Raw genomic sequence first — 23,579 nt, forward strand, 5'->3', positions numbered from 1 at the left:
GGCCGTGCCGATATCTCGCTCCTCGGGCTCCGGTCCGCTCGAATCTATGTCCACCCCGCCGCGCTCCTGCCGGCCCGGGGGAAAACCCGGGTCGTCGCGCTGCTGATTACCGGGACCCTTGCCCCGGTCGTTACGCGTTTGCCCAGCGATTCCCAAACCTGGGTCGCCGCGCCCCTGCCCGCCGGTTCGCTGATCCATACCCTCAACAATCCCATCCCGAGTGCCGGATTGGGAGAGTTGTATCAGATTGCTATCGCGACGAGAGAGAACATTCCTACGAAGATCAACTTCGGGGTGTCAGCTTCCGATCGTGAAGCAGGTGCGGCAGAAGTCCTCACCGAACTCGGTCAGCCGGAGACTCTTGCGGACGATCTTCGGCGCCCGGCCCGCCTTCTTCAGCGCCGCCTCCACCACGGGCTGCACCTCCAGCACCATGTAGCGGCTCAGGACCACCGGATCGTCCGAGGTCAGCGTCAGCCCGAGGCGGTTGAGGTTGATCAGGTAGGACCGCGACCGGTCCGGGTAGCGCACCCCGGCCTGCTCGGGCACCGAGGTGAGGTCGCCCTGCACCAGTTCCGAGCCGATCCCCAGCGGACGGTTGGTGCGCACGTCGACCGACGGCTGCGGGCCGTTGAGCGCCATGAAGCGCAGGATGCGCGCCTCGTCGGGAGCGAGCTCATCGAGGATGCGGTCGTAGGCCGGGTGCACGTCCTCGGTGAAGTAGACGTCGGCGGACCTGGCCAGCAGCGCGTCGCCGCGGCGGCGCAACTCCTCCGTGCTCGCCGAGCGCAGGTACGGCCCGACGGCCAGCGCTTGCTGCGAGGTGGGTCCGTTGGAGGTCGGGACATAGCTGACGATCTCCCGGACCGACCCCTCGGTGACGCCGAGCGCGCTGCGAGCGATGGAGCGCAACGCGTTTCCGGTCCGCTCGGCGATCTCGGCCGAGGACTCCCCGTCCAGCGCGGCCTGGGTGATCTCCCTGGTGACCTCGTAGGTCGTGCCGACCGCCCATTGGCTTCCGCGCACGACGGTGCCCGCGGCCACTCCGGCCGCGCGGAACACACCGCGGATCAGCCGTGCCTCATTGCTGATCTGCCGCTGTTCGACATCCGAACTGCGCTCGACGGCGCGGGGACCTGGCCTTACCACGTCCTGTCCGGTCCTGTCGTCTGCCACGTTTTCTCCGATATCGCCGGGGGGGAACGAATCCGTCCCACAGATTACTTCCCCTTGTGTCGCGGGGCATTCGCACCGCCTGACTCGGACAGTGCGACCGGCACGCGGCGCGCAATAAGGTTTCTTAGCCGAGGGGGTGCTAGTTTTGGTTGCCGGTGAGGCGGCGATCACCGGTGTATCGGCAGGAGGGTGTCGTGTTAGAGAGCGTTTTCGGAATCCACCCGACGATCCTCCTCGAGCTCGTGACCATACCGCTTTTCACCGGCGTGATCGGCTACATCACCAACTGGACCGGCGTGCTCATGCTGTTCAAGCCGGTCGCCTTCCACGGCATCCGAGTTCCCGGTCTGCGCGCGCTGTATCCGTTCCTTCCCAAGCGAATTCAAGTTCTCCCGCTACTGAGCTACGACGGCCGGTTCGGCTGGCAGGGCATCGTCCCGTCGCGCGCGGACAAGATGGCCAGCATCGCGGTCGACAAGGGCCTGGCCAAACTCGGCAGCGTCGCGGACTTCTATCGGGAACTCGAGCCGGACAAGCTGGCCGAGCACCTCGCGAGCATCGCCGACGCGCAGATCAAGGACATCGTCGAGGACATCCTGCGCCGCGAGCATCCGCAGCTCTGGTACAACCTGCCCGCCCAGGTGCGCGACATGGTGCACGCCAGGGTGCGCCAGCAACTGCCGGAGATCCTGCGCGAGCTGACCGAGGAATTGGGCGCGAATATCGATCAGCTGCTCGATGTGAAGCAGATGGTGATCCGCTACTTCCAGGCCCGGCCGCATCTGCTCAACACGCTGTTCCAGGTGCTCGGCGCGAAGGAACTGCGTTTCATGCAGAACTTCGGTTTCTACTTCGGCGCGCCGATGGGTGTGCTGCTGGTCGCCATCCTGCATCTGACCGGCTGGTCCAGCCTGATCGTGCTGCCGATCGGCGGCGTAATCATCGGCTGGGTGGTCAACTGGATCGGCATCAATATGATCTTCGCGCCCGCGTATCCGAAGTGGTGGGTCCCGTGGCGGCAGGGCCTGCTGATCAAACGCAAGTCCGAAATCACCGACGGATACGCGGAATTGGTTTCCAGCCAGGTGATCACGGTGGCGAATATCGGCGACGAGTTGCTCAACGGCCCCCGCTCGGACCGCACCATGCAGATGCTGGAGGACACGCTGCGCCCGGCCGCCGACCGCGCGCTCGGTCCCGCGCGTCCCGCGGTCAAGTTCGTGCTCGGCAGCCGCGAATACGACTCGCTGCAATCGACGTTCACCAGCGAAGCCATGGCCATCGCGCCGATCGCGTTCGCCGACCCGGAATTCAACGTCCGCCAGGGCAGGCAGATCAACGAATACATCGCGAGGCAGATGGCGATGTTGTCGCCGCCGGACTTCGTGGACATGCTGCGCGCGGCCATCAAGCAGGATGAATGGCTCCTTTTCGTCCATGGCGGCGTGTTGGGGCTGTTCGCCGGATACGCTCATATCCTGATCTTCGGAACGGGAGTGGCGACATCATGGCTGTAGCGGGTCCGGACGACGGCGATATCCAGGCCGTCGAGCACCTCGACGCGGCGGCGGCGAATGCCGAGCCATCGCAGGAGATCGCCCGGCGGCCGGCTTCGGACATCACGCACACCGACGAATTACCCAGACGGGTAACGGTTCCCCTCGCCACCGTGCGTGCGGCGACGGGCGTCGCGCGGGTCGCGTGGACCGCGGTCACCGGGGTGACGTCCTGGAGCGTCGGCACCGCGGTCGGCGTCACCTCGACCGTCGTACGGCGCAGCATCGAGGGAGCGCCGCCGCGAGAAGTGCTGGCCGAGGCCGAGTCCGAGGTCCGTGACGCGATGCGCAAGGCGCTCGGGATGCCCGCCGCCACGGAACCGTCCACGCAGGAAGCGGTGCCGACGCTGCGTGAGCAGGGAGCCGCGCTGTTGCGATTGTCGGCCAGCCCGCACGGCGAGGACGACAACCATCCGGCCTTCGCGGGCATGCTCGCCGAGCTGACTCCGGACGAAGCGCGCATCCTGCGCTTCCTGCATCTGGACGGGCCACAGCCCTCGATCGACATCCGCACCGGCCGCCCGCGCGCGCTCGGCTCCGAACGCCTGGGCTCGATGCTCACGCTGATCGGCGAGCACGCGGGCCTGCGCTTTCCGAACCGGATCCAGCAGTACCTGACCAACCTGCGCAGGCTCGGTTTGATCGAGCACGCGCGCGAGCCGGTCGGCAATCCGAACCGGTACCAGCTGCTGGAGGCGCAGTCACCGGTGCGGGAGATGCTGAAGCGCTCCGGCTTCGGCACCAAGGTGATCTACCGCAGCGTGGTGCTCACCGACTTCGGCGCGGACTTCGTGCGCACCTGCCTGCCGGTGGTCGTGCAGGACGGACGCGCCTCGGGCCACTAGGGGCCCCAGCCGCGCAGCGCCATCTCGGCCACCCGCTCCAATTCGGCCCGGCCTGCTCCGTCGCGCGCCGCCTGGGACATGCCCTGCATCACCGTGCCGACGTAGCGGGCCAGCGTGCGCGCGTCGAGGTGGCCCGGCAGGACGCCCGCGTCGATGTCGGCCTGGATGCGCGCGGCGAACGTGTCGATGTTCCGATTGCGCATATCGCGCAGGAGATCGGCGATCTCGGCGCTGGTGGTGTTGACGCCCGCGCTGATCACCAGACAGCCGTGCGGGCATTCCGGGCGGGTGTATTCCGTCGCCGCCTCGCGCAGAATCCGCCGTACCGCCGCCTCCGCGGTGTCCTCCTCGGCCAGCGCCCGCGCGACGAATCCGCCGTAGCGGTCGCCGAATTTCGCGACGACCTCGCCGAACAACGTCTTCTTGTCCCCGAACGCCGCGTACAGGCTGGGTGCGCCGATGCCCATGGCCGCGGTCAGGTCCCCGATCGAGGTGGCCTCGTACCCACGGGCCCAGAACAGCCGCATGGCCTTGTCCAGCGCCGCGTCCCGATCGAAGGATCGCGGCCGCCCTCGGGTCGTCGTGCTCATGGCGCAATTTTATAGCGATCACTAGAGAATGTGCTACCTTTCTTTCTGTAGCGGTCGCTAGAGAAAGGGGCGCGCCATGGGCGCACTGACAGGCAAGACGGCACTGGTCACCGGGAGCAGCCGGGGCATCGGGCGAGCGATCGCCGAACGACTGGCGCGTGACGGCGCACGCGTCGCGGTCCACTACAACCGCGACGAACAGGCGGCGAAGGCGACCGTGGCCGCGATCGAGGCTTCGGGCGGCGCGGCGTTCGCGATCCGCGCCGAACTGGGCGTGTCCGGCGACGCCGAGACGCTGTGGGCGGCCTTCGACGCGCACGCCGACGGGCTGGACATCCTGGTGAACAACGCGGGCACCGACGGGCTCAGGGAGCCGATCGCCGGAACCGACGAGGCGGCGTTCGACCGGGTCTTCGCGATCAACGCCAAGGCCCCCTTCTTCATCACCCGCCTCGGCCTGGACCGGTTGCGCACAGGCGGGCGGATCGTCAACATCTCCACCGGACTGACCCACGGCGCGTACATGCCGCAACTGATCGCCTACACCATGACCAAGGCCGCGCTCGACAGTTTCACCAGCGTGCTCGCGAAGGAGGTCGGCGCGCGCGGCATCACCGTGAACGCGGTCGGGCCGGGGATCATCGACACCGACATGAACGCGAACTGGCTGCGCAACGCCGAAGCCCAGGCGTCGGTGGCGACGATGTCCCCGCTCCACCGCGTGGCGCAGGCCGACGACGTCGCCGACGTCGTCGGGTTCCTCGCCTCCGACGACGCCCGGTGGGTGACCGGGCAGTGGATCGATGCCACCGGCGGCGCGCTGCTGTAAGCGCCTTCTCGCGCGCGAGCTACGGACCCGCATCGCCCGGCCGCTCCCATCAGGCGTACCTCCGCCTTCGCTGCGGCCATGCGCGAACTGAGGACGGACTCCGTCCGACTGCGCCGATTATGCGTACCTCCGCCTTCGCTGCGGCCATGCGCAGGCTGAGGACGGACTCCGCCCGACTGCACCTATTAGGCGTACCTCCGCCTTCGCTGCGGCCATGCGCAGGCTGAGGACGGACTCCGTCCGGCTGCAGCTATTAGGCTTTAGCACCGTGCTGTCAGTTGTGCCGAGTCCCGTCACCGTGCGGGCGCCGTCGAAGGTGAACCTCCATCTCGGAGTGGGCGACCTGCGGGCCGATGGCTACCACGACCTGACCACGGTGTTCCAAGCACTGTCCCTGAGCGACGATCTGGAGATCGCGCCGTCGGCTTCGCTGGCCGTCCGGGTCACAGGTGAGGGCGCCGCGGAGGTGCCGACCGACCGGACGAATCTGGTATGGAAAGCCGCCGTCCGGCTGGCGCACCTCGGCGGCCGCGCTCCCCTGGTGGAAATCGCCATCACCAAAGGCATTCCGGTGGCAGGGGGCATGGCGGGCGGCAGCGCCGATGCCGCCGCCGCGCTGGTCGGGCTGAACGAACTGTGGGACCTGGGACTGTCCAGAGAGGAACTCACCGCGGTGGCGGCCGAACTCGGCAGCGACGTGCCGTTCGCCCTGCACGGCGGCACCGCGCTGGGCACCGGCCGCGGCGAGCGCCTGTTGCCGGTGCTGTCCCGCAACACGTTTCACTGGGTGCTCGCGTTCGCCAAAGGCGGCTTGTCCACTCCCGCGGTGTTCGCCGAACTCGACCGGTTGCGCGAGCACGGCGAACCGCCCCGGCTCGGCGAGCCGCAGCAACTGATGCAGGCGTTGGCCTCCGGCGATGCGCGGCAGCTCGCACCCCTGCTCGGCAACGATCTCCAGGCGGCGGCGGTGTCGCTGAAGCCGGAACTGCGCCGCACGTTGCGCGCGGGCATCACCGCGGGTGCGCTGGCCGGATTGGTCTCCGGTTCCGGGCCCACCTGCGCGTTCCTCTGCGAGAGCGAGGAGTCGGCGATCTCGGTGGCCGCCGAACTCGCGGGCGCGGGCGTCTGCCGCAGCGTGCGGACGGCCAGCGGACCCGTGCCGGGCGCGCGCGTCCTCAGCGGCGACGCACCCGGTAAGCACTGACCGCCACTGGCCGCGACCGGACGCGGCGGCTTGCGGCCGACGCCGCAAGCCGCCGAGCGGGCACTTCAGGCACGGTCCCTGCCGAACCGTCCGTAGCTCCGGCGGGGTGTCCACTGCGCGGTGGTGATGCCGACGACACTGCGGCGAGCACGAAACCCTATGTGGCCTGCCGATGTGCGGGAAACGCTCGGCATGACGGCCCTGCGCGCGATCGTTGCGGTACGCCGGTCGGCGAGCCGATCGAGTGGGAACGCTCGACATCGCCGCATCCCGTGCGACCGATGCGCGGCCTCGCTCAGGGCAGCAGGTCGGCGAGCCGATCGACCTGATCGGCGTCGCGACCGTAGCAATAGAACATCACCTCGTCCGCGCCGAGATCGCCGAATTGCGCCATGGCGGAGCGGATCCGCGCGGGCGTGGTGAGCATGCCTTCGAGCATGCCTTCGGCGCGGCCGGTGAACGCGTAGTAGGCGCCCATCGACGCGCGTGCGTCTTCGATGACGTCGTCCGGACCGAGGGCGACGTTGACCTGGGCGACGATCCGCGGCGCGCCCGGTCGGCCGTGGTCGGTCCAGGAACGGCGAACGGTGTCGAACAGCCCGCCCGCCCACGACGGCGGTGCGGCGGCGAGAAAGCCACCGCCCCAACGGCCGACGCGCTCGAGTGCGGCGGGCTGGAAGCCGCCGAACAGGATCTCGGGCCCTTCCGGGCGCAGTGGCGCGGGGCCGATCGGCCCGCACTCCTCGCCGTAGGGCTCACCGGCCCACAGGCGGCGCATGAGCGCGACTTGCTCGTCGAGGCGGCGGCCCCGGGTGCGCAGGTCGGTGCCCGAGGCGAGGTGGTCGTCGGCGCGGCCGCCGACGCCGAGGCCGAGCACCAGCCGCCCGCCGGACATCCGGTCCAGCGTGGCGGCCTGTTTGGCGAGCAGCACCGGGTCGCGCAACGGCGCGAGCAGCACTTCGGTTTGCACTCGGACGCGGCTGGTCGCGCCGGCGATCGCGGCCAGCGCGATCAGCGGTTCGGGATTGTCGTAGACCAGCCGGTCGAGCAGGCCGAGCGTGCGGAACGGGCCCGCGTCGGCGCGCCGAGCCCAGTCGAGCAACGCGGCGGGATCGGAGATGGGCAGGCCGAGGCCGACGTGCATGAGAATCCTCCAGAGAGCATGCGGAATGGGAATAGTGCCGCCCGCCGACGCCTTCGGATAGGAGGCGGGCGTCCCACTCTGCGGCTGTACTTCTGGGGAGCGCCGATTCGGTTGCATGAGAACGAACAGCGTTCGTTCGCGATCAATCTAAACGAACATTGTTCGTACCGCAAGCTCGCCGCCGTTCGCCGGGACGACAGGCGGTCCGCCCACATCGGTACGCTGGCCCGGGGCCCCAGGGCCGCGACAGGTAGGTCTCATCGGACCGCCCCCGCAAGACACGGAAGGATCCATGTCCAACCTGATCAATCTCGAACAGGTCCACAAGAGCTTCGGGATCAAGCCGCTGCTGGACAACGTCTCGCTCGGCGTGCACGCGGGCGAACGGATCGGAGTCGTCGGCCTCAACGGCGGCGGCAAGACCACCCTGCTCGAGGTGCTCACCGGCATCGAGGAACCCGACAGCGGCCGGGTCAGCAGACTCGGCGGCCTGCGCATGGCTGTGGTGACGCAGCGCGGTGTGCTGCCCGCGGGCGCGACGGTCGGATCGGTGGTGCTTGCCGGGCTGGCCGATGACGCCATGACCGACGAGGTCGCCGAACACGAATGGGCCGCCGACCCGCGCATCCGCTCGGTGATGGACGGCATCGGCATCGCCGGCCTCGGCATGGACACCCCGGTGGACAACCTCTCCGGCGGCGAGCGCCGCCGGGTCGCGCTCGCCGCCGCGCTGGTGCGCGAACTCGACCTGCTCGTGCTCGACGAGCCGACCAACCACCTGGATGTCGAGGGTGTGCAGTGGCTGGCCGCGCACCTGCTCGGCCGCCGCAGCGCGCTGGTCGTGGTGACCCACGATCGCTGGTTCCTCGACACCGTCGCCACCAACACCTGGGAAGTGGTCGGCGGCAAGGTCGAAAGCTACGAGGGCGGTTACGGCGACTGGATCTTCGCCCGCGCCGAGCGCGCCCGCCAGGCCGATGCCTCCGAGGCCAGGCGGCGCAATCTGGCCCGCAAGGAACTGGCGTGGCTGCGGCGCGGCCCGCAGGCGCGCACGTCCAAGCCGCGCTACCGGGTCGAGGCCGCCGAAGCCCTGATCGCCGACGTGCCGCCGCCGCGCGACAGCGTCTCGCTGGCCGCCTTCGCGCGCAAACGCCTCGGCCGCGTGGTCGTCGAGCTGGAGGACGTCACGCTCACCACGCCGGACGACCGGGAATTGGTGCGCGACCTGACCTGGCGGCTGGCGCCGGGCGAGCGCGTCGGCCTGGTCGGCGTCAACGGCTCGGGCAAGACGACGCTGCTGCGCGCCCTTGCGGGCGACACCGACGCGACCTTGGCCGCGGGCAAGCGCATCCAAGGCCAGACCGTCCAGATCGGCTGGCTGCGACAGGAACTCGACGACCTGCCCACCGACCTACGCGTGCTGGAGGCGGTGCAGCAGGTGGCGCAGCGAATCATGCTGGGCGACAAGGAGATCTCGGCGGGACAGCTGGCCGAGCGCCTCGGTTTCACCCCCGCCCGCCAGCGCACGCCGGTCGGCGACCTGTCCGGCGGCGAGCGGCGACGCCTACAGCTGACCCGCATCCTCATGTCCGAACCGAACGTGCTGCTGCTCGACGAGCCGACCAACGACCTGGATATCGACACCCTGCAACAGCTGGAGGACCTGCTCGACAACTGGGCCGGCACGCTGGTCGTGATCAGCCACGACCGGTACCTCATCGAACGGATCTGCGACTCGACCTGGGCGTTGTTCGGCGACGGAAAGCTCACCAACCTTCCGGGCGGCATCGAGGAGTACCTGACCAAGCGCGCGGCCCTCGCGGCGAACCAGACCCGCACCGCCACACCGGATGCCAAGCCCGCCGACGCCCCGGCCACCGATTCCGCGGCCTACCGCGCGGCCCGCAAGGAGCTGACCCGGTTGGAACGCGCCATCGACAAGCTGTCCGAGCGCGAGCAGCGCTTGCACGTCGCGCTGGCCGACGCCGCCACCGACCCGGACAAGCTGGTCAACCTGGGCGCGGAGCTCAAGCAGGTGCTCGCGGAGAAGGAAACGGCCGAAGAGCGCTGGATGGAACTGGCCGAAGGCGTGTGAGGCCAGGCCGCCCCTTGCGGGCTCATACCCTGAGGGGGTATCTTTCGAGTGTCGGGGTACCCCCCGCCCGTATGAATGATATGGATGCGAAGGAGTCGGACATGCCCACCACCACCTACACCGTCACCGGGATGACCTGCGGGCACTGCGTCAGCTCCGTCAAGACCGAGATCGGCAAGATCGACGGCGTGACCGGCGTCGATGTGGATCTCGCCAGCGGCGCCGTCCGCGTCGACAGCACCGCGCAGATCGCCGACGCCGACATCGTCGCCGCCGTGGACGAAGCGGGCTACGAAGTCGCCGTCTGACCGGTCGCCACCAGTGGCTCCGCGCACCGGCCGACGCCGGTAGCGGAGCCACTGTTCTGTGCGACGCGCTACGCCTGGGCCGCCAGCCGGACGAAGGCGGCGGTGTCGAGGGTTTCGCCGCGAGCGGCGGGAGCGATGCCCGCGGCGAGCAGACGGCGCTCGGCTTCGGCAGGCGAACCGGCCCAGGCGGCGAGCGCGGCGCGCAGCGTTTTGCGCCGCTGCGCGAATGCGGCGTCGACGACTTCGAAGACGCGGCGGCGGTGCTCGTCGTCCATCGGCCACGGCGGCTCGGCGAAGCGGTCGATCCGGACCAGGCCCGACTCGACCCGCGGCACCGGCCAGAACACTTGCGTGCCCACCGCCCCCGCACGCCGGACGGTCCCGAAGAAGCCCGCTTTCACGCTGGGCACGCCATAGATGCGGCCGCCGGGCTCGGCGGCCAAGCGGTCGGCCACCTCGGCCTGCACCATCACCAGAGCGACCGCGATGCCGGGCAGTTCGGCGAGCAGATGCAACAGCACCGGGACGGCCACGTTGTACGGGAGATTGGCTACCAGCGCGGTCGGCGCGGCGGGCAGGTCCGCCGCGGTGACGCGCAGCGCGTCCGCCTCCACCACCGACAGGCGCTCCGCGAGTTCCGGAGCCCGGTCCGCGACGGTCACCGGAAGATGGCGCGCCAGCACGGGATCGATTTCGACGGCGACCACCGAGTCCACCACGTCCAGCAGCGCGAGGGTCAGCGAACCGAGACCGGGCCCGACCTCGAGCACCACGTCCCCGCGCCCCACCCCGGCGGCCGCGACGATCCGCCGCACCGTGTTCGCGTCGTGCACGAAGTTCTGTCCGAGCTGCTTGGTCGGCCGCACCCCGAACCGCTCGGCGAGCACCCGCACTTCGGCGGGCCCGAGCAGCGCCGCACTCCCGCGGGCGGAAATATCAGGTTCGGACACCTCGAGAATCTATCAACCGGCATACCCGGCCGGCCGCGACGTCTCCCCCGCGTCAGCTGATGCCGAGGCGACCGGTGCAAGCGGGCCAGGCGCCCCAACCCTGCCGCTGCCGGGTGATCTCCGCGATGGCGATCTGTTCTTCCCTGGTGGCCAGGTCCGCGCGGGGGGCGTACCGCAGCCCGCCCTGCCGCTCCCAAGTGCCTTGGTCGAACTGCACACCGCCGAAGTAGCCGTTGCCGGTGTTGATCGACCAGTTGCCGGTCGACTCACAGCGGGCCAGCGCGTCCCAGATCGCGCCGTCGCGCACCGGGGGCACCTCGGTGCCAGGCTTGGCGCCCTTGCGGACGGTCTTCGGCTTCGCCGCCACGGTGACGGTCGAAGCGACCGGTTTACGGTCCACTTCCTGGCCGTTGACCATGGTGACCGCGAAGGTGACGTTCTGCACGCCGGGAGCGCCGGGCGACTCAACCACCGTGCGGCTCATGTTCATCTCCGGGTCTTCGATGACGTTCTCCGGCGGGTCCAGCGGCATCGTCTCGGTCTGCTGTTCGACCCGCTTGCGCGTCACGGTGACGTGCAAGCCGTTCGTCAGGGGCGTGGCCGCGGCCGGTTCGACGGAGTCCTGCTCGAGCAGCGGGATGCCGGCGACCTCGAGGAATTTGCCGACGGTGGGCGCGGCGGCGCGCACGTCCACCGGATTGCCGATGCCGTCGACCAACGAGACCACGCGCGGAGTCGCGATGGTCAGCGTCCCGCCCTGCAGCGGGAGCCGCTCGTCGCGGGCGGGCGAGACGTACACCTCTTTCGGGATCTTCAGCTGTTCGAGCGCCTCCCCCGCGGTCACCCCTGTGGTCCAGACCTTCTGCGTCATACCGTCGACCGACAGGTCGACCTCTTTCGCGCGGTTGAGCGTGATGGTCGCGCCGTCGGCGATGTGCGCGGCCAGTGCGGGCGCCACCTTGTCCCGGTCGGTCACCGCGAAGCCCGCGGCCTTCAACACGCCGCGCACGTCACGCGACATCGTGGTCTGGAAGAGCTTCTCGCCGTCCACGACGACGGTCACCGTCTTGCGATTCACGATCGCGAGACCGGCGCCGACGATCAGCGTCAGCAGCAGCGCGCCGACCGCGATGTACAGCAGCGGCGAACGCGACTGGTTGATCCGCATGAAGGGGGACATGGTCACAGCACGATAACGAGGGGGCAGGGCGCCGACAACAGCAAGCTCCGGAACAGGGCCTTTTCAATATCACGATCGAATATCGACCCCGCAGGTAAATCACAAAACGGAACGCCGAAAGTGACATAGGACACATTTCGCATACGGCGATGCATTCCGGGCATCCGTGACGCCCTCGGGTACGCGCCCCTTGGCGGGCGCCCCGCTCAGATCCGGTAGACGCGACGCGCGTTGGCGGTGGTGATCTCGGCCAGTTCCAGCGGATCCTGCTCGCGCACCTCGGCCAGTGCCCGCACGGTGTACGGCAGGCAATACGGCTCGTTCGGCGCTCCGCGGAACGGATGCGGGGTCAGATACGGCGCGTCCGTCTCGACCAGGATCTGGTCGTCGGGCACCACCTTCGCCGCCTCGCGCAGTTCGTGCGCGTTCTTGAAGCTCACCGTCCCGGAGAAGCTCAGGATGTAGCCCTCGGCCACGCACGACAGGGCCATGTTCGTGTCCGAGGAGAAGCAGTGGAAGATCACCCGCTCCGGCGGACCCTCGTCCAGCAGCACGGTCAGCAGGTCGTGGTCGGCCTCGCGGTTGTGGATCATCAGCGGCTTGCGCACCCGCTTGGCCAGGTCGATGTGCCAGCGGAAGCCCTCGATCTGGGTCTCGACGTCGGCGCAGCCGTCCAGCTTGCCCGGCCAGTAGTAGTCCAGGCCGGTCTCGCCGACAGCGACCACCCTCGGGTCGTCGGCCAAGCGCTCCAGCTCGGCCTTCGCCTCGTCGTCGAGCGCGTTCGCCCTGGTCGGATGCAGCGCGACGGCGGCGAACACACGATCGTCCCAGTGCGCGGCCCGCACCGCCCACCGCGCGGCGTCCAGATCGTCGGCGACGGTGACCACCCGGCCGACCCCGACCGAGGCGGCCCGGTCGACGATCGCGACGGTCGACGCCGCGTCGGTCGCGCCGCAGGCGTCCAGGTGGGTGTGCGCGTCCACGATCGGCGACAGCGGCTCGGGCAGCTCCGGCGCGGAACGCTTCGCGCTCATCGGCGGCCACCCCGCGGCGCGGACGCGGGGACCCGCGAATCGGCGAGGGGCATATTCACGCGAGCGGAAGAATGCACGCGCATTACAGTAGACACACCATGAGCGAAGTCGACCGCCCCGCCTTCTACATCACCACGGCCATCGCCTATCCGAACGGCGCGCCGCATATCGGGCATGCGTACGAGTACATCTCGGCCGACGCCATCGCCCGCTTCAAGCGCCTCGACGGCTACGACGTCTTCTTCATGACCGGCACCGACGAGCACGGCCAGAAGATGCAGCAGGCCGCGGCCGCCGAGGGCATCCCGGTGGAAGAGCTCGCGGCCCGCAACTCCGACGTGTTCGAGGCGCTGGACAAGACGCTCGACATCTCCTTCGACCGGTTCATCCGCACCACCGACGCCGACCACCAGGCCGCCAGCGTCGCCATCTGGGAGCGGATGCTGGCCAACGGCGACATCTACCTCGGCAACTACTCCGGTTGGTACTCGGTGCGGGACGAGGCGTTCTACACCGACGAGGAGACCACGGTGCTGGAGGACGGCACCCGCATCTCCAGCGACTCCAAGACGCCGGTCACCTGGACCGAGGAGTCGAACTACTTCTTCCGGCTGTCGGCCTACCAGGACAAGTTGCTGGCGCTCTACGACGAGCATCCGGAGTTCATCGCGCCGGCGACCCGGCGCAACGAGATCGTCAGCTACGTCAAGGCGGGTCTGAAGGACCTGTCCATCTCGCGCACCACCTTCGACTGGGGCGTGCCGGTGCCCGACCATCCCGACCACGTCATGTACGTGTGGGTGGACGCGCTCACCAACTACCTCACCGGCGTCGGCTTCCCGGACACCTCCTCCGCCGCCTTCGGCAAGTATTGGCCCGCCGACGTGCACATCATCGGCAAGGACATCACGCGCTTCCACACCGTGTACTGGCCCGCGTTCCTGCTCTCGGCCGGAGTGGAGCTGCCGAAACGCGTATTCGTGCACGGGTTCCTGTACAACAAGGGCGAGAAGATGTCCAAGTCGGTCGGCAACGTGGTCGACCCGCTGGAGCTGGTCGACAACTACGGCTTGGACGCGGTGCGGTTCTTCCTGCTGCGTGAGATCTCCTACGGCCAAGACGGCAGCTACAGCCACGAGGCCATCGTGAGCCGGATCAACAGCGACCTGGCCAACGAGTTCGGCAACCTGGTGCAGCGCAGCACCAAACTGGTCGCGCGCGACTGCGGCGGCGTGGTGCCGACACCCGGCGAGTTCACCGACGACGACCGCGCCCTGCTGGATCTGGCGGGCGGTCTGCTGGAGCGCTGCCGGGCCGAATTCGACGCCCAGCAGATGCATCTGGCGCTGGAGGCGATCTGGCTGACCCTGGGCGAGACGAACCGGTACTTCTCCGCGCAGGCGCCGTGGGCGCTGGCGAAGTCGGGCACCCCGGAGGATCTCGCTCGCGAGGCCACCGTGCTGTACGTGACGTTGGAGGTGCTGCGCATCGTCGCGATCCTGGTCCAGCCGGTGCTGCCGGGGTCGGCGGGCCGCATCCTCGACCAGCTGGGGCAGCGGAGCCGGACGTTCGCGGACATCGCGACGCCGATCGAGCCCGGGTTGGCGTTGCCCGCGCCGGAACCGGTGTTCCCGAAGTACGTCGAACCGAAGGACTGACCGCCTCCGGCCTGCCGTAACGGTAAGGCGCACAACACTTTAGCGGTGTTCCACGGCGACATGCCCACGAGTGGATCCACCTGCCTTCCCGCCGTGGAATGCGTTGTCGGATAATGAAACACCGGTTCGCGGCCTGGCGACGCCCCGGACCGTGTGCGATCGGTACGACGACGTTCCGTTCGGAATCGGTTCCGGCACAGAGAGGGCACACATGGGCCAGCAGCACGCGACGGCATCCGTTCACCGGTCCGGTTTCGCCGAGCGGCATCGGGCGGCACGCGAAGCCGTGCTCACGTCGCAGCGCGGCAGGCTGGTCGAGGCGATGGTGGAGTCCGTCGACAACAAGGGATACCCGGCCACCACCCTCACCGACATCGTTGCCAGGGCCAGGGTTTCGCGGACGACCTTCTACGACCACTTCGCGAACAAAGAGGAGTGCTTCGCCGAGGCGGTGCACACCGGCGTCGACATCATGGCGACCCGGATCGTGGACGAACTCGCCCAGTTGCCGCCGGACGCCGACGCCTACGCGAAGATCGAGTCCATCGTGGTCACCTTCTGCCAGACCGTCGCCACCGAGCCCGATTTCGCCCGATTGGTGCTCGTGGAGTCGTTCAAGGTGAACCAGGAGGCCGTCGGCTACCGCGACTTGGCCGTCGACCGGTTCGCCCAGCTGTACCGGGTGTTCTACGACCAGGCGCGGGCGGCGGACCCGACGCTCCCCGAACTGTCCGACGGGCTGATCGCCCTGATCCCGGACGCGATCGGCGAGCGCACGCGGCGGGTCATCGTCTCGGACGGACCCGCGCGCGTGCCGGATCTGGCGCCGCTGTTCGTCCAGTTCGTCATGAGCGCCCTGGGGCTTCCGGTTCCCTCCTGACGGCACGGCGACCGTCACCGGGATGGCGTCTTCGCGCTACCCGACGCACCGCCGCCCCACCGGTCACCCGGTGGGGCTCGGGCGCCGTCGTCGCGGCGAACGGATACCGCTCACACAGCTGTTCCGCCGTGTCACTTCCAGCGGTCGAGCAGGGTATTGATCTCCTTGGTCAGCGCGGCCTGCAGGAACGGACCGAAGGTGATCCGCGCGACGCCCTGGTCGGCGAGGGCGGCGTTGTCGGCCTGATCCGGGAGGACGGTCGCGCTGATCGGCAGCGGCAGCTCGCCGGTCAGGCGGCGCATGTCGGCGTCGGCGTGGCGGCCCACCGGGAACAGCACGTCCGCACCCGCCTCGGCGGCCAGCCGCAGCCGCTCGATGGCGCGGTCCACCCGGTCGGCCTCGTCTCCGTCCTGGCGCAGGAGCAGGTCGGTGCGCGCGTTGATCACCAGGTGCACACCCGTCGCGTCGGCGGCCTTGCGCAGTCCGTGCACGAGGTCGGCGTGTTCCTGGCCCGTGCGCAGGCGCTTGCCCTCGCTGTGCACGGTGTCCTCGATGTTCAGTCCGATCGCCCCTGCCTCGAGCAGGCCCTCGACCAGCCGCGCGGGCTCCTGTCCGTAGCCGGACTCGATGTCGACCGACACCGGGACGTCCACCGCCGCCGTGATCTGCCGTACCCGGGTCAGCGACTCGTCGAACGTCATCCCTTCCCCGTCCGAGCGGCCGATCGAATCGGCCAGCGGATGACTGCCCACCGTCAAGGCCGGAAAGCCCGCCGCCACGGCGACTTTCGCGGACCAGGCATCCCACACCGTCGGGAAGACGCCCGGGTCACCCGGCACGTGCAACCCGAGAAACGTCGTGGCCTTGCTCTCCAGAGAAGTCATACCGATGATCATGCCCGCCACCCAGCTTCGGGTCGACCACCCGCGCGGAGCGAACCGCACAGCCGAAGCCGCGGTCGGCTAGGAAGTGCGGCGCGCGGCGAGAACCGCGTCGTAGAGCTCGCGACGCGACACGGCGTGGGCGGCGGCGACCTCGGCGCAGGCGTCTTTGAGGCGCAGGCCCGCCGCGGTTCGGGATTCCACGGCGTCCACCAGGTCCGCTGGATCGGCGGCGGCGGGCTGGGCGCCCGCGAGCACCACGGTGATCTCGCCGCGTGCGCCATCGACGGCCCACTCGGCCAGTTCGGCCAGGGTCCCCCGGATCACTTCCTCGTAGGTCTTGGTCAGCTCCCGGCAGACGGCGGCGCGGCGGTCCGGGCCGAGGATCTCGACCGCGTCGGCCAGGCAGTCGGCGAGCCGATGCGGGGCCTCGAAGAAGACGCAGGCGCGTGGTTCGGTGGCCAAGGTGCGCAACCATTCCCGGCGCTGGCCGGATTTGCGCGGCGGGAATCCGTCGAAGCAGAACCGTTCCACCGGCAGGGCCGACAGTGCCAGCGCCGTGGTCACCGCCGAGGGACCGGGCAGGCAGGTCACCGGCAGATCCCGCTCGACGCACGCCGCCACCATGCGGTAGCCGGGATCGCTCACCGACGGCATGCCCGCGTCGGTCACCAGCAGCACCGTACGGCCGTCGGCGATCTCGTCGAGCAGCATCGGAATCCGGGCGGTCTCGACGTGATCGTAGAAACTGACCACCCGGCCGGAGATCTCGACGCCGAGCGCCTTGGCCAGGGCCCTGGTGCGGCGGGTGTCTTCGGCGGCGACGACATCGGCCGTCGCCAGCGCTTCGCGCAGGCGCTGCGAGGCATCACCGACATCACCCATCGGCGTCGCCGCGAGCACCAGCCCGCCCGCCGTCTCGTAAGCCACCGCACTCCTGTCCGCATCACGTATCCGGCGACAACCGCCAACCCGCAGCCTATCCACCGACGCCACCGGCCCCAGCAGATACCGGCGGCAACCACGTTCGGCCGCCCGGCAGAAGCAATCCCGCACGCCTTCGAGACAAATCTCACTCACGCCGGGAGCCGACCGCGAATCCGCCGGGCCCGTTCTCGACACGTACAGCCGATCTCGTGAGCACATGGGTAACTCACCGGGTACGCCCAAACTACAGCGGCACTCACGCAGGACCTGAACGCGAATCCCGAACCACCCAACTAGTACGGCCTGAAGACCCGGAGAGGCGGGAAAGCATACGATCGGGGCGTGACCCAGGTGACCGACCAGCGCGCGACCGCACGGTTCGGAACCGTGCCATCCTGGTCGAGCCCGGGGCCGCTGCGGCCGCCACGCGACTTCGGGCCGACCGACCGCGCGCGCGGCTGGCTGGTGACCGCGTTCCTCACCGCGATCGCGGCGGTGACGCGCTTCACCATGCTCAACTACCCGACCGACGCGGGCACCCCCGTATTCGACGAGAAGCACTACGCCCCGCAGGCTTGGCAGATGCTCACCGGCGGCTGGGTGGAGGACAACCCCGGCTACGGGCTGGTGGTGCATCCCCCGGTCGGCAAGCAGTTCATCGCGATCGGCGAGGCGATGTTCGGCTACAACGGCTGGGGCTGGCGTTTCACCGCCGCGCTCGCCGGAACGGTGCTGGTGCTGCTGGTGATCCGGATCACCCGGCGGATGACACGCTCCACCCTGATCGGCGCGATCGCGGGCATCCTGCTGATCGCCGACGGGCTGACCTTCGTCTCCTCGCGCATCGGCATGCTCGACATCTTCATGGCGTTGTTCGTCACCGCCGCCTTCGGCTGCCTGATCGTCGACCGCGACGAGGTGCGCGCTCGGTGCGCGCGCGCCGACGCGGAGGGCCGGATCGGCGTGACCGACTGGGGACCGCGCCTCGGGGTGCGCTGGTGGCGCTTCGGCGCGGGCCTGCTGCTCGGGCTGGCCTGCGGAACCAAATGGTCCGGCATCTATTTCATCGCCGCCTTCGGCGTGATGAGCGTCTACTTCGACCTCTCGGCGCGGCGGCTCTACGGGGTACGCCGTCCGTGGCTCGGGGTCGCGCTGCGGGACATCGGGCCCGCGCTGTACGCGCTGGTGCTCGTGCCGCTCGGCATCTATCTGGCCAGTTACTGGGCCTGGTTCGCGAGCGAGACCGGCGTGTACCGGTACATGCCCGGCAATCCGTCCGCGCCGACGGACCCGATCGGCACCGGAGGATTCTGGTCGCATGTGGTGCCGGGCGCGCTGCGTTCGCTCTGGTACTTCAACGCCAGGTCGCTGGAATTCCACACCGAACTGACCAATTCGGCGGGCAACCATCACCCTTGGGAATCCAAGCCGTGGACCTGGCCCATGGGCCTGCGCCCGATGCTGTACTACTACGCCGACAGCGGCGTCACCGGTTGCGGGCAGACCCAGTGCGTGAAGGCCGTGATGCTGATCGGCACGCCCGCCATTTGGTGGGTGGCTTTTCCGGTGCTGGCCTGGATGCTGTGGCGCGCGGTGGTCCGTCGCGACTGGCGCCACGGCGCGGTGCTGGTGGGCTACGGCGCCGCGCTGCTGCCCTGGTTCGCCACCCTCGACCGGCAGATGTACTACTTCTACGCCGTCCCGATGGCCCCGTTCCTGGTGATGGGCGTGGCGCTGGTGCTCGGCGACGTGCTGGGCCCCGCGCACCCCAGCACCATCCCGCGCAGCCCCGCCGGGATCTACCTGCCCACCCCGCCGAACGAACGGCGCAGCCTCGGACTACTCGCGGTCTGCCTCTACCTGGGCCTGGTGATCGCCAACTTCATCTGGCTGTGGCCGATTCTCACCGCGCTACCGATCACCCCGGGCAACTGGCACGACCACCTCTGGCTCCCCAGCTGGAGATAAGAGGTCAGGCCTCGAGTGCCGCCTGCACATAGCGCAGGGCGGTGGCGTCGTCCAAGCCCAATCTGCGCACCGTCGCGACGTAGGCGGTTGCCGCGCGGCCTGCCACGTCGCGGGTCGGGTCTCCCGAGGAGGCGATGAACGAGCCCTGCCTGCCCCGGGTTTCGACCACGCCGTCCGCCTCCAGCTCGCGGTAGGCGCGTGCCACCGTGTTGGGGGCGAGGCCGAGTTGAGCCGCAAGGGCGCGGACGGTCGGAATCTTGGTTCCGGCGGTCAGTTCGCCGGAACGCACCTGGGCGATGACGCCGAGGCGTAGCTGCTCGTAGGGCGGCACAGTCGAGTCGTGCGAGACGGTGATGGTGAACATGCCCGCGCTCACAACTCGTCGCGGGACAACGGGCAGGACAGACAACGCGGACCGCCGCGGCCGGAGCCGAGTTCGGAGCCGGGGATGCGCAGCACCTCGATGCCTTCGTCCTCCAGCCTGGCGTTGGTCATCTCGTTGCGCTCGTAGGCGACCACCACGCCGGGCGCGAGCGCGAGGGTGTTGTTGCCGTCGTCCCACTGTTCTCGTTCGGCGGTGACACCGTCCAGTCCCGTGTCGATCACCCGCAGCTTGCCGATGCCCATCGCCTCGGCGGCCGCGGGCAGGAACGGGTCGGGACCGCTGATGCCGACCCGGCCGCTGCCGAGCCGTCCGCCGTAGTCGTCGGCCTTGCGGATGGTGAAGGCGCACAGCGATTCGCGCACCGCCGGATACATCACGACGGCGTCCGCGTCGACCATGGTGCACACCGTGTCCAGGTGCATCGTCGCGCGGGTTTGCGCGATCGGCACAACGAGCACGGTATGAGCGAGGTCATCGTCGAACAGGCTGCGCGCCAAGGCTTCCGCGCCGGCGGGCGAGGTGCGCTCGCCGACGCCCACCGCGACCACGCCCTCCGAAAGCAGCAGCACGTCGCCCCCTTCGATCGGCGCGGTGTGCGATTCGTACGCCCGGCGCACCCCGAGGAAACGCGGATGGAACGCGTAGATGAGATCGGTCAGCGAGGTCTCCCGGCTGCGGGCGGGCAGCGCGAGGGAGGTGATCGCCACGCGCGGACCGACCCAGAACGAGGAATCCCTGGTGAACAGCAGATTGGGCAGCGGATCGATGACGAAGTCGCCGCCGTGGTGCATGCGGCGCACCAGCGAGGTGGCGTCGGGCCCGAACGGCAACTCGTCGAAGGTCATCCCCGCCATGAGGATGTCGGCCAGTTCCCCGGCGGGCACGCCGCGCAGGAAGGCGGCCAGTTCGTCGGCCAGCGTGTGTCCGAGCCTGCGCGCGTCGACGGCGGCCGAGATGCCCTGGATCCGGGCGGCGCCGCTGACCTGGATGGTCTCGGCGAGCAGGTCCGACAGCAGCAGCACCTCGGTGCCGCGGTCACGCAAGACTTCGGCGAACGCGTCGTGCTCCTGCTGCGCGCGCTCCACCCACGGGATGCCGTCGAACAACAGCTGATCGTTGTTGCGCGGGGTCAGCCTGCGCAGCTCGTTGCCCGGCCGGTGCAGCAGCACCGTACGCAGCGTGCCGACTTCGGACGTCACGGCCAAACGCGCACCCTCCCGCGCGGACACAGCATCTGCTCCCATGATCGAACCGTAGTGCGCCGCGGCCGGAAGAGCACGGAAATCCCGGCTTCGGCGTGCGGATCGGTGCGCGATCGCCGAATCCGGTCCCAGCACACCCTAACCTCAAGTATTGTTGAGGTGATTGGGAGGAGCGTGCATGTCGACAGCAGCCGATTGGCGGGCAAAGGAGCTGACCCCCGGGCAGCTCTCCGAGCGTAGTGGAGTCGCGGTCTCCGCGTTGCACTTCTACGAACGCGAAGGGCTCATCACGAGCAGACGCACCAGCGGGAATCAGCGCAGATATGCCCGCGAGACCTTGCGCCGCGTCGCGTTCATCCGCATCTCCCAGCGCGTCGGCATACCGCTGAGCGAGATCAGGGCGGCCCTCGATCAACTACCAGAAGGCCGCACGCCCACCCGGCGCGATTGGGAGACCTTGTCCACCACGTGGCGCGCCGACCTGGACGACCGGATCACCCAGCTGATCCGATTGCGCGACAGCCTCACCGGCTGCATCGGCTGCGGCTGCCTGTCCCTCGGCACCTGCCGCTTGGTCAACGAGCACGACCGGCTCGGCGCCGAAGGTCCCGGCGCGCGCGTGCTCGACGTGCAGCTCAATTGCCCGTCGAAGCCAGCAGCCTGCTGAACCGGGCGCTGGTGCGCCGCATCGCGAACTCGTAGGGAAAGGCGAACTTGCGCTTCCACCAATAACCGAAGCGGATGTCGAACGAGCTGTAGATCAGGAACCGGTTGCGTTCGATCCCGCGCAGGATCGCCCTCGCCACCCGCTCCGGCGGCACCGCGTGCTCGGTGAACGCGGCGGTGAGCCGCTTGATCTTCGGGTCCTCTTTGTTCACTCCGACCAGCTCGACGCTGCGCACCAGCGGCGTGTTCACCGCGCCGGGCGCCACCAAATGCACCGTGATGCCGTGTTGCGCCAGATCCACCCGCAACACCTCGGATACGCCGCGGATGCCGAATTTGCCCGCGCTGTAAGCCGCGTGCCAGGGCAGCGCGAGCAGGCCCGCCGCCGACGACACGTTCACCAGCGCACCGCCCTTGCCCGCGCGCACCATGGGCGGCACGAAGGTCTCGATGACGTGGATCGGCCCCATCAGGTTGACCTCCACCATGCGCCGCCAGTGCTGATGCTCCAGGTTCTCCACGGTCCCCCAGACCGACGTGCCCGCGATGTTCATGACGACGTCCAGGCTGCCGAGTTCGGCGTGCGCCCGGTCGGCGAAGGCGCGCACCGCGTCGTAGTCGGTGATGTCCAGCGCTTGCGCCAGAGCCACACGTCCGCCCGCGGCTCGGATGTCCGTCACCGTGGCGTCCAGGCCCTTGGCATTGATGTCGGTGAGCACCAGTTCGGCGCCGTCCGCGGCGGCGGCCAGCGCGGTGGACCGGCCGATACCGCTCGCCGCGCCCGTGACCAGAACCTTCGCATCGCGCACCGTCGTTCGACCCGCTCGCCCGCGACCTCTACCCAGCACTGCGCATCCCATCTCGAGTCGCCGAATCGGTTCCCCGCAGGGTAGTCCAGTCGGCGGCCGCCGACCGGGACGCCGCTAACGACCCAGAACCGCGAGCATGCCCGCGACGGCTCGCGGCCAGGTGAATTGCTCGGCCCGGCTGCGCGCGGCGCTGCGCCTGCGGGCCTGCGGCATGGCCAGCACGTCGCTGACCGCCCGCGCGAACGCGGACGGATGGTCGGCGGCCACCGCGCCGCAGTCGGCGGTCACGATGTCGGCCAGCGCGGAGGATCGACTCGCCACCACGGGCGTGCCCGCCGCGAGCGCTTCCAGCGCCGCGAGGCCGAAAGTCTCGTGTGGACCGGGCGCCAGCGAGACATCCGCCGTGGCGAGCAGTTTGGCGACCATCGCGCGCTCGGCGATGAAGCCGGTGAAGTGCACGGCGGGCACCCCGCCAGGCAGCGGGGCCAGCGTGCGGGCCCGCCGCTGCAACGCGTCGCGGCGCGGGCCGTCCCCGGCGACGACCAATCGCGCCTCGATACCCGCCTCCCGCAACGCGCCGACCGCCTCGATGCTGCGATCCACCCGCTTCTCGACCGACAACCGGCCGCAGTGCACCAGCAGCGGATGACCCGGCACCCCCAGATCGGCGCGCAGCCTGCGATCGCGCCGGTGCGGGTTGAACAGATCGAGATCGACGCCGAGCGGTACCAGCTCCACGTTCCGCGCGTCGATGCGCAGGAACTCCTCGCGAGCGAAGCTGGTGGTGCACACGACGATGTCGTAGTCGGTGGCGGTGTGCCGGTTGGCCACGTCGGCGCAGCGCCGCGCCACCGGGCCGGGCAGCACCTGCCCCAGCAGCCGGTCGAGCCGCTCGTGCGAGATCATCACGCCTGCCACGTCGCGCCGCCGCGCCCAGCGGCCGAATCCGCGCAGCGTCAGCCGGTCGGAGACTTCCAGCACGTCGGGCCGCAATCCGTCCAGGACGTCGGCCACCCGGCGTGGATCCGCGGCACGGTAACCCCCGGTCCACGGAATGGCCAACGCGGGCAGTGTGATCCGTACGACGCCGGTGGGCAGGATCTCCTCGGACCGGCGCGGGCCCGGCACGATCAGCACCACGTCGTGTCCCGCGGCGACGTAACCCTCGCCCAGATGGTGCAGCGCCGTGCGCAGCCCACCCGACCGCGGGCCGTAGAAGTTCGCAAGCTGAACTATGCGCACGTGGCCGATCGTGCAGCGGATCGGGTTACCCGTGCCCAACGGTGCGTGAA

General features: G+C 69.4%; 22 protein-coding genes. 10 read left to right on the forward strand and 12 right to left on the reverse strand.

From position 1 onward, the window contains the following. Positions 1 to 297: 297 nt before the first annotated feature. A complete protein-coding gene (locus ACIA5H_RS14015) occupies positions 298 to 1,176 on the reverse strand; it encodes an Abi-alpha family protein (RefSeq protein WP_355074531.1) in 879 nt (292 codons plus the stop codon). Positions 1,177 to 1,418: 242 nt separating this feature from the next. Here ACIA5H_RS14015 and ACIA5H_RS14020 point away from each other — a divergent pair, with 242 nt between their 5' ends. Both ACIA5H_RS14020 and ACIA5H_RS14025 read left to right on the forward strand, forming a co-directional pair. After that, positions 1,419 to 2,693: a hypothetical protein gene (locus ACIA5H_RS14020; RefSeq protein ID WP_379255398.1), complete on the forward strand. Its 1,275-nt coding sequence runs from the start codon at positions 1,419 to 1,421 to the stop codon at positions 2,691 to 2,693. Beyond that, entirely contained in the window at positions 2,684 to 3,577 is an 894-nt protein-coding gene (locus tag ACIA5H_RS14025; protein WP_379255399.1) for an Abi-alpha family protein, read from the forward strand. The genes ACIA5H_RS14020 and ACIA5H_RS14025 overlap by 10 nt, the downstream gene beginning before the upstream one ends. Here the strand turns inward: ACIA5H_RS14025 and ACIA5H_RS14030 are convergent. Continuing rightward, entirely contained in the window at positions 3,574 to 4,167 is a 594-nt protein-coding gene (locus ACIA5H_RS14030; RefSeq protein WP_379255400.1) for a TetR/AcrR family transcriptional regulator, read from the reverse strand. The two genes, ACIA5H_RS14025 and ACIA5H_RS14030, sit on opposite strands and share 4 nt — an antisense overlap. Positions 4,168 to 4,243: 76 nt before the next feature. On the opposite strand from ACIA5H_RS14030, the gene ACIA5H_RS14035 reads away from it, so the two are divergent. Further along, positions 4,244 to 4,996: an SDR family oxidoreductase gene (locus ACIA5H_RS14035; RefSeq protein WP_379255402.1), complete on the forward strand. Its 753-nt coding sequence runs from the start codon at positions 4,244 to 4,246 to the stop codon at positions 4,994 to 4,996. A gap of 268 nt (positions 4,997 to 5,264) precedes the next feature. Beyond that, entirely contained in the window at positions 5,265 to 6,200 is a 936-nt protein-coding gene (locus ACIA5H_RS14040) for a 4-(cytidine 5'-diphospho)-2-C-methyl-D-erythritol kinase (protein ID WP_355074538.1), read from the forward strand. 295 nt (positions 6,201 to 6,495) lie between these two features. Here ACIA5H_RS14040 and ACIA5H_RS14045 read toward each other — a convergent pair whose 3' ends face one another. After that, the gene (locus ACIA5H_RS14045) at positions 6,496 to 7,344 is read right to left on the reverse strand and encodes an LLM class flavin-dependent oxidoreductase (protein WP_355074540.1); all 849 of its coding nucleotides are present in this window, start codon (positions 7,342 to 7,344) and stop codon (positions 6,496 to 6,498) included. 292 nt (positions 7,345 to 7,636) lie between these two features. On the opposite strand from ACIA5H_RS14045, the gene ACIA5H_RS14050 reads away from it, so the two are divergent. Together ACIA5H_RS14050 and ACIA5H_RS14055 are read left to right on the forward strand one after the other, a co-directional pair. After that, entirely contained in the window at positions 7,637 to 9,439 is a 1,803-nt protein-coding gene (locus ACIA5H_RS14050) for an ABC-F family ATP-binding cassette domain-containing protein (RefSeq protein WP_379255406.1), read from the forward strand. 101 nt (positions 9,440 to 9,540) lie between these two features. Beyond that, positions 9,541 to 9,747: a cation transporter gene (locus ACIA5H_RS14055; protein WP_364428892.1), complete on the forward strand. Its 207-nt coding sequence runs from the start codon at positions 9,541 to 9,543 to the stop codon at positions 9,745 to 9,747. Positions 9,748 to 9,815: 68 nt separating this feature from the next. Here ACIA5H_RS14055 and rsmA read toward each other — a convergent pair whose 3' ends face one another. The 3 genes from rsmA to ACIA5H_RS14070 form a co-directional block, all read right to left on the reverse strand. Then, complete coding sequence (gene rsmA / locus ACIA5H_RS14060; protein WP_397076293.1) at positions 9,816 to 10,697, reverse strand: 16S rRNA (adenine(1518)-N(6)/adenine(1519)-N(6))-dimethyltransferase RsmA; 882 nt, start codon at positions 10,695 to 10,697, stop codon at positions 9,816 to 9,818. 52 nt (positions 10,698 to 10,749) lie between these two features. Next, positions 10,750 to 11,877: a transglycosylase family protein gene (locus tag ACIA5H_RS14065; protein ID WP_379250810.1), complete on the reverse strand. Its 1,128-nt coding sequence runs from the start codon at positions 11,875 to 11,877 to the stop codon at positions 10,750 to 10,752. A 206-nt stretch (positions 11,878 to 12,083) separates the two neighbouring features. Further along, positions 12,084 to 12,911: a TatD family hydrolase gene (locus ACIA5H_RS14070; protein ID WP_364428885.1), complete on the reverse strand. Its 828-nt coding sequence runs from the start codon at positions 12,909 to 12,911 to the stop codon at positions 12,084 to 12,086. A 71-nt stretch (positions 12,912 to 12,982) separates the two neighbouring features. Between ACIA5H_RS14070 and metG the strand changes: the two genes are divergently transcribed. Both metG and ACIA5H_RS14080 read left to right on the forward strand, forming a co-directional pair. Continuing rightward, the gene (gene metG / locus ACIA5H_RS14075; protein WP_379250808.1) at positions 12,983 to 14,569 is read left to right on the forward strand and encodes a methionine--tRNA ligase; all 1,587 of its coding nucleotides are present in this window, start codon (positions 12,983 to 12,985) and stop codon (positions 14,567 to 14,569) included. Positions 14,570 to 14,780: 211 nt separating this feature from the next. Continuing rightward, positions 14,781 to 15,449 carry a TetR/AcrR family transcriptional regulator gene (locus ACIA5H_RS14080; RefSeq protein WP_355074553.1) on the forward strand — a complete coding sequence of 223 codons (669 nt, stop codon included), beginning with the start codon at positions 14,781 to 14,783 and terminating at the stop codon, positions 15,447 to 15,449. Positions 15,450 to 15,580: 131 nt separating this feature from the next. Here ACIA5H_RS14080 and ACIA5H_RS14085 read toward each other — a convergent pair whose 3' ends face one another. Continuing rightward, positions 15,581 to 16,333 carry an isocitrate lyase/phosphoenolpyruvate mutase family protein gene (locus ACIA5H_RS14085; protein WP_397076297.1) on the reverse strand — a complete coding sequence of 251 codons (753 nt, stop codon included), beginning with the start codon at positions 16,331 to 16,333 and terminating at the stop codon, positions 15,581 to 15,583. A gap of 78 nt (positions 16,334 to 16,411) precedes the next feature. After that, a complete protein-coding gene (gene rsmI / locus ACIA5H_RS14090) occupies positions 16,412 to 17,260 on the reverse strand; it encodes a 16S rRNA (cytidine(1402)-2'-O)-methyltransferase (protein WP_379250804.1) in 849 nt (282 codons plus the stop codon). Positions 17,261 to 17,599: 339 nt separating this feature from the next. Here rsmI and ACIA5H_RS14095 point away from each other — a divergent pair, with 339 nt between their 5' ends. Next, the gene (locus ACIA5H_RS14095; protein WP_397076299.1) at positions 17,600 to 19,225 is read left to right on the forward strand and encodes a dolichyl-phosphate-mannose--protein mannosyltransferase; all 1,626 of its coding nucleotides are present in this window, start codon (positions 17,600 to 17,602) and stop codon (positions 19,223 to 19,225) included. A gap of 4 nt (positions 19,226 to 19,229) precedes the next feature. On the opposite strand, the gene ACIA5H_RS14100 is transcribed toward ACIA5H_RS14095, so the two are convergent. Both ACIA5H_RS14100 and arcA read right to left on the reverse strand, forming a co-directional pair. Continuing rightward, positions 19,230 to 19,589 (reverse strand): GntR family transcriptional regulator, encoded by a 360-nt coding sequence (locus ACIA5H_RS14100; RefSeq protein ID WP_379250802.1) that lies wholly within the window; start codon positions 19,587 to 19,589, stop codon positions 19,230 to 19,232. 8 nt (positions 19,590 to 19,597) lie between these two features. Continuing rightward, a complete protein-coding gene (arcA, locus tag ACIA5H_RS14105; RefSeq protein WP_379250800.1) occupies positions 19,598 to 20,854 on the reverse strand; it encodes an arginine deiminase in 1,257 nt (418 codons plus the stop codon). Between the two features lie 136 nt (positions 20,855 to 20,990). On the opposite strand from arcA, the gene soxR reads away from it, so the two are divergent. Continuing rightward, the gene (gene soxR, locus ACIA5H_RS14110) at positions 20,991 to 21,479 is read left to right on the forward strand and encodes a redox-sensitive transcriptional activator SoxR (RefSeq protein ID WP_067795363.1); all 489 of its coding nucleotides are present in this window, start codon (positions 20,991 to 20,993) and stop codon (positions 21,477 to 21,479) included. Here the strand turns inward: soxR and ACIA5H_RS14115 are convergent. Together ACIA5H_RS14115 and ACIA5H_RS14120 are read right to left on the reverse strand one after the other, a co-directional pair. After that, positions 21,448 to 22,338, reverse strand: a complete 891-nt coding sequence (locus ACIA5H_RS14115; RefSeq protein ID WP_397076302.1) for an SDR family oxidoreductase — start codon at positions 22,336 to 22,338, stop codon at positions 21,448 to 21,450. The genes soxR and ACIA5H_RS14115 overlap by 32 nt on opposite strands. Positions 22,339 to 22,401: 63 nt before the next feature. After that, positions 22,402 to 23,529, reverse strand: coding sequence for a glycosyltransferase (locus ACIA5H_RS14120; protein WP_356963854.1), 1,128 nt, complete (start codon positions 23,527 to 23,529; stop codon positions 22,402 to 22,404). Positions 23,530 to 23,579: the final 50 nt, after the last annotated feature.

The organism is Nocardia sp. NPDC051900, assembly GCF_044452545.1.
GTDB lineage: Bacteria > Actinomycetota > Actinomycetes > Mycobacteriales > Mycobacteriaceae > Nocardia > Nocardia sichangensis.

What these genes read in the sequence shown, in the direction of transcription:
- ACIA5H_RS14035 (WP_379255402.1), top strand. Translation starts at nt 4,244, where the DNA reads ATGGGCGCACTGACAGGCAAGACGGCACTGGTCACCGGGAGCAGCCGG.
- ACIA5H_RS14100 (WP_379250802.1), bottom strand. Translation starts at nt 19,589, where the DNA reads ATGTTCACCATCACCGTCTCGCACGACTCGACTGTGCCGCCCTACGAG.
- ACIA5H_RS14085 (WP_397076297.1), bottom strand. Translation starts at nt 16,333, where the DNA reads ATGACTTCTCTGGAGAGCAAGGCCACGACGTTTCTCGGGTTGCACGTG.
- ACIA5H_RS14065 (WP_379250810.1), bottom strand. Translation starts at nt 11,877, where the DNA reads ATGTCCCCCTTCATGCGGATCAACCAGTCGCGTTCGCCGCTGCTGTAC.
- ACIA5H_RS14025 (WP_379255399.1), top strand. Translation starts at nt 2,684, where the DNA reads ATGGCTGTAGCGGGTCCGGACGACGGCGATATCCAGGCCGTCGAGCAC.
- ACIA5H_RS14055 (WP_364428892.1), top strand. Translation starts at nt 9,541, where the DNA reads ATGCCCACCACCACCTACACCGTCACCGGGATGACCTGCGGGCACTGC.
- ACIA5H_RS14115 (WP_397076302.1), bottom strand. Translation starts at nt 22,338, where the DNA reads ATGGGATGCGCAGTGCTGGGTAGAGGTCGCGGGCGAGCGGGTCGAACG.
- ACIA5H_RS14070 (WP_364428885.1), bottom strand. Translation starts at nt 12,911, where the DNA reads ATGAGCGCGAAGCGTTCCGCGCCGGAGCTGCCCGAGCCGCTGTCGCCG.
- arcA (WP_379250800.1), bottom strand. Translation starts at nt 20,854, where the DNA reads ATGGGAGCAGATGCTGTGTCCGCGCGGGAGGGTGCGCGTTTGGCCGTG.
- ACIA5H_RS14050 (WP_379255406.1), top strand. Translation starts at nt 7,637, where the DNA reads ATGTCCAACCTGATCAATCTCGAACAGGTCCACAAGAGCTTCGGGATC.
- ACIA5H_RS14045 (WP_355074540.1), bottom strand. Translation starts at nt 7,344, where the DNA reads ATGCACGTCGGCCTCGGCCTGCCCATCTCCGATCCCGCCGCGTTGCTC.
- ACIA5H_RS14030 (WP_379255400.1), bottom strand. Translation starts at nt 4,167, where the DNA reads ATGAGCACGACGACCCGAGGGCGGCCGCGATCCTTCGATCGGGACGCG.
- metG (WP_379250808.1), top strand. Translation starts at nt 12,983, where the DNA reads ATGCACGCGCATTACAGTAGACACACCATGAGCGAAGTCGACCGCCCC.
- ACIA5H_RS14080 (WP_355074553.1), top strand. Translation starts at nt 14,781, where the DNA reads ATGGGCCAGCAGCACGCGACGGCATCCGTTCACCGGTCCGGTTTCGCC.
- soxR (WP_067795363.1), top strand. Translation starts at nt 20,991, where the DNA reads ATGTCGACAGCAGCCGATTGGCGGGCAAAGGAGCTGACCCCCGGGCAG.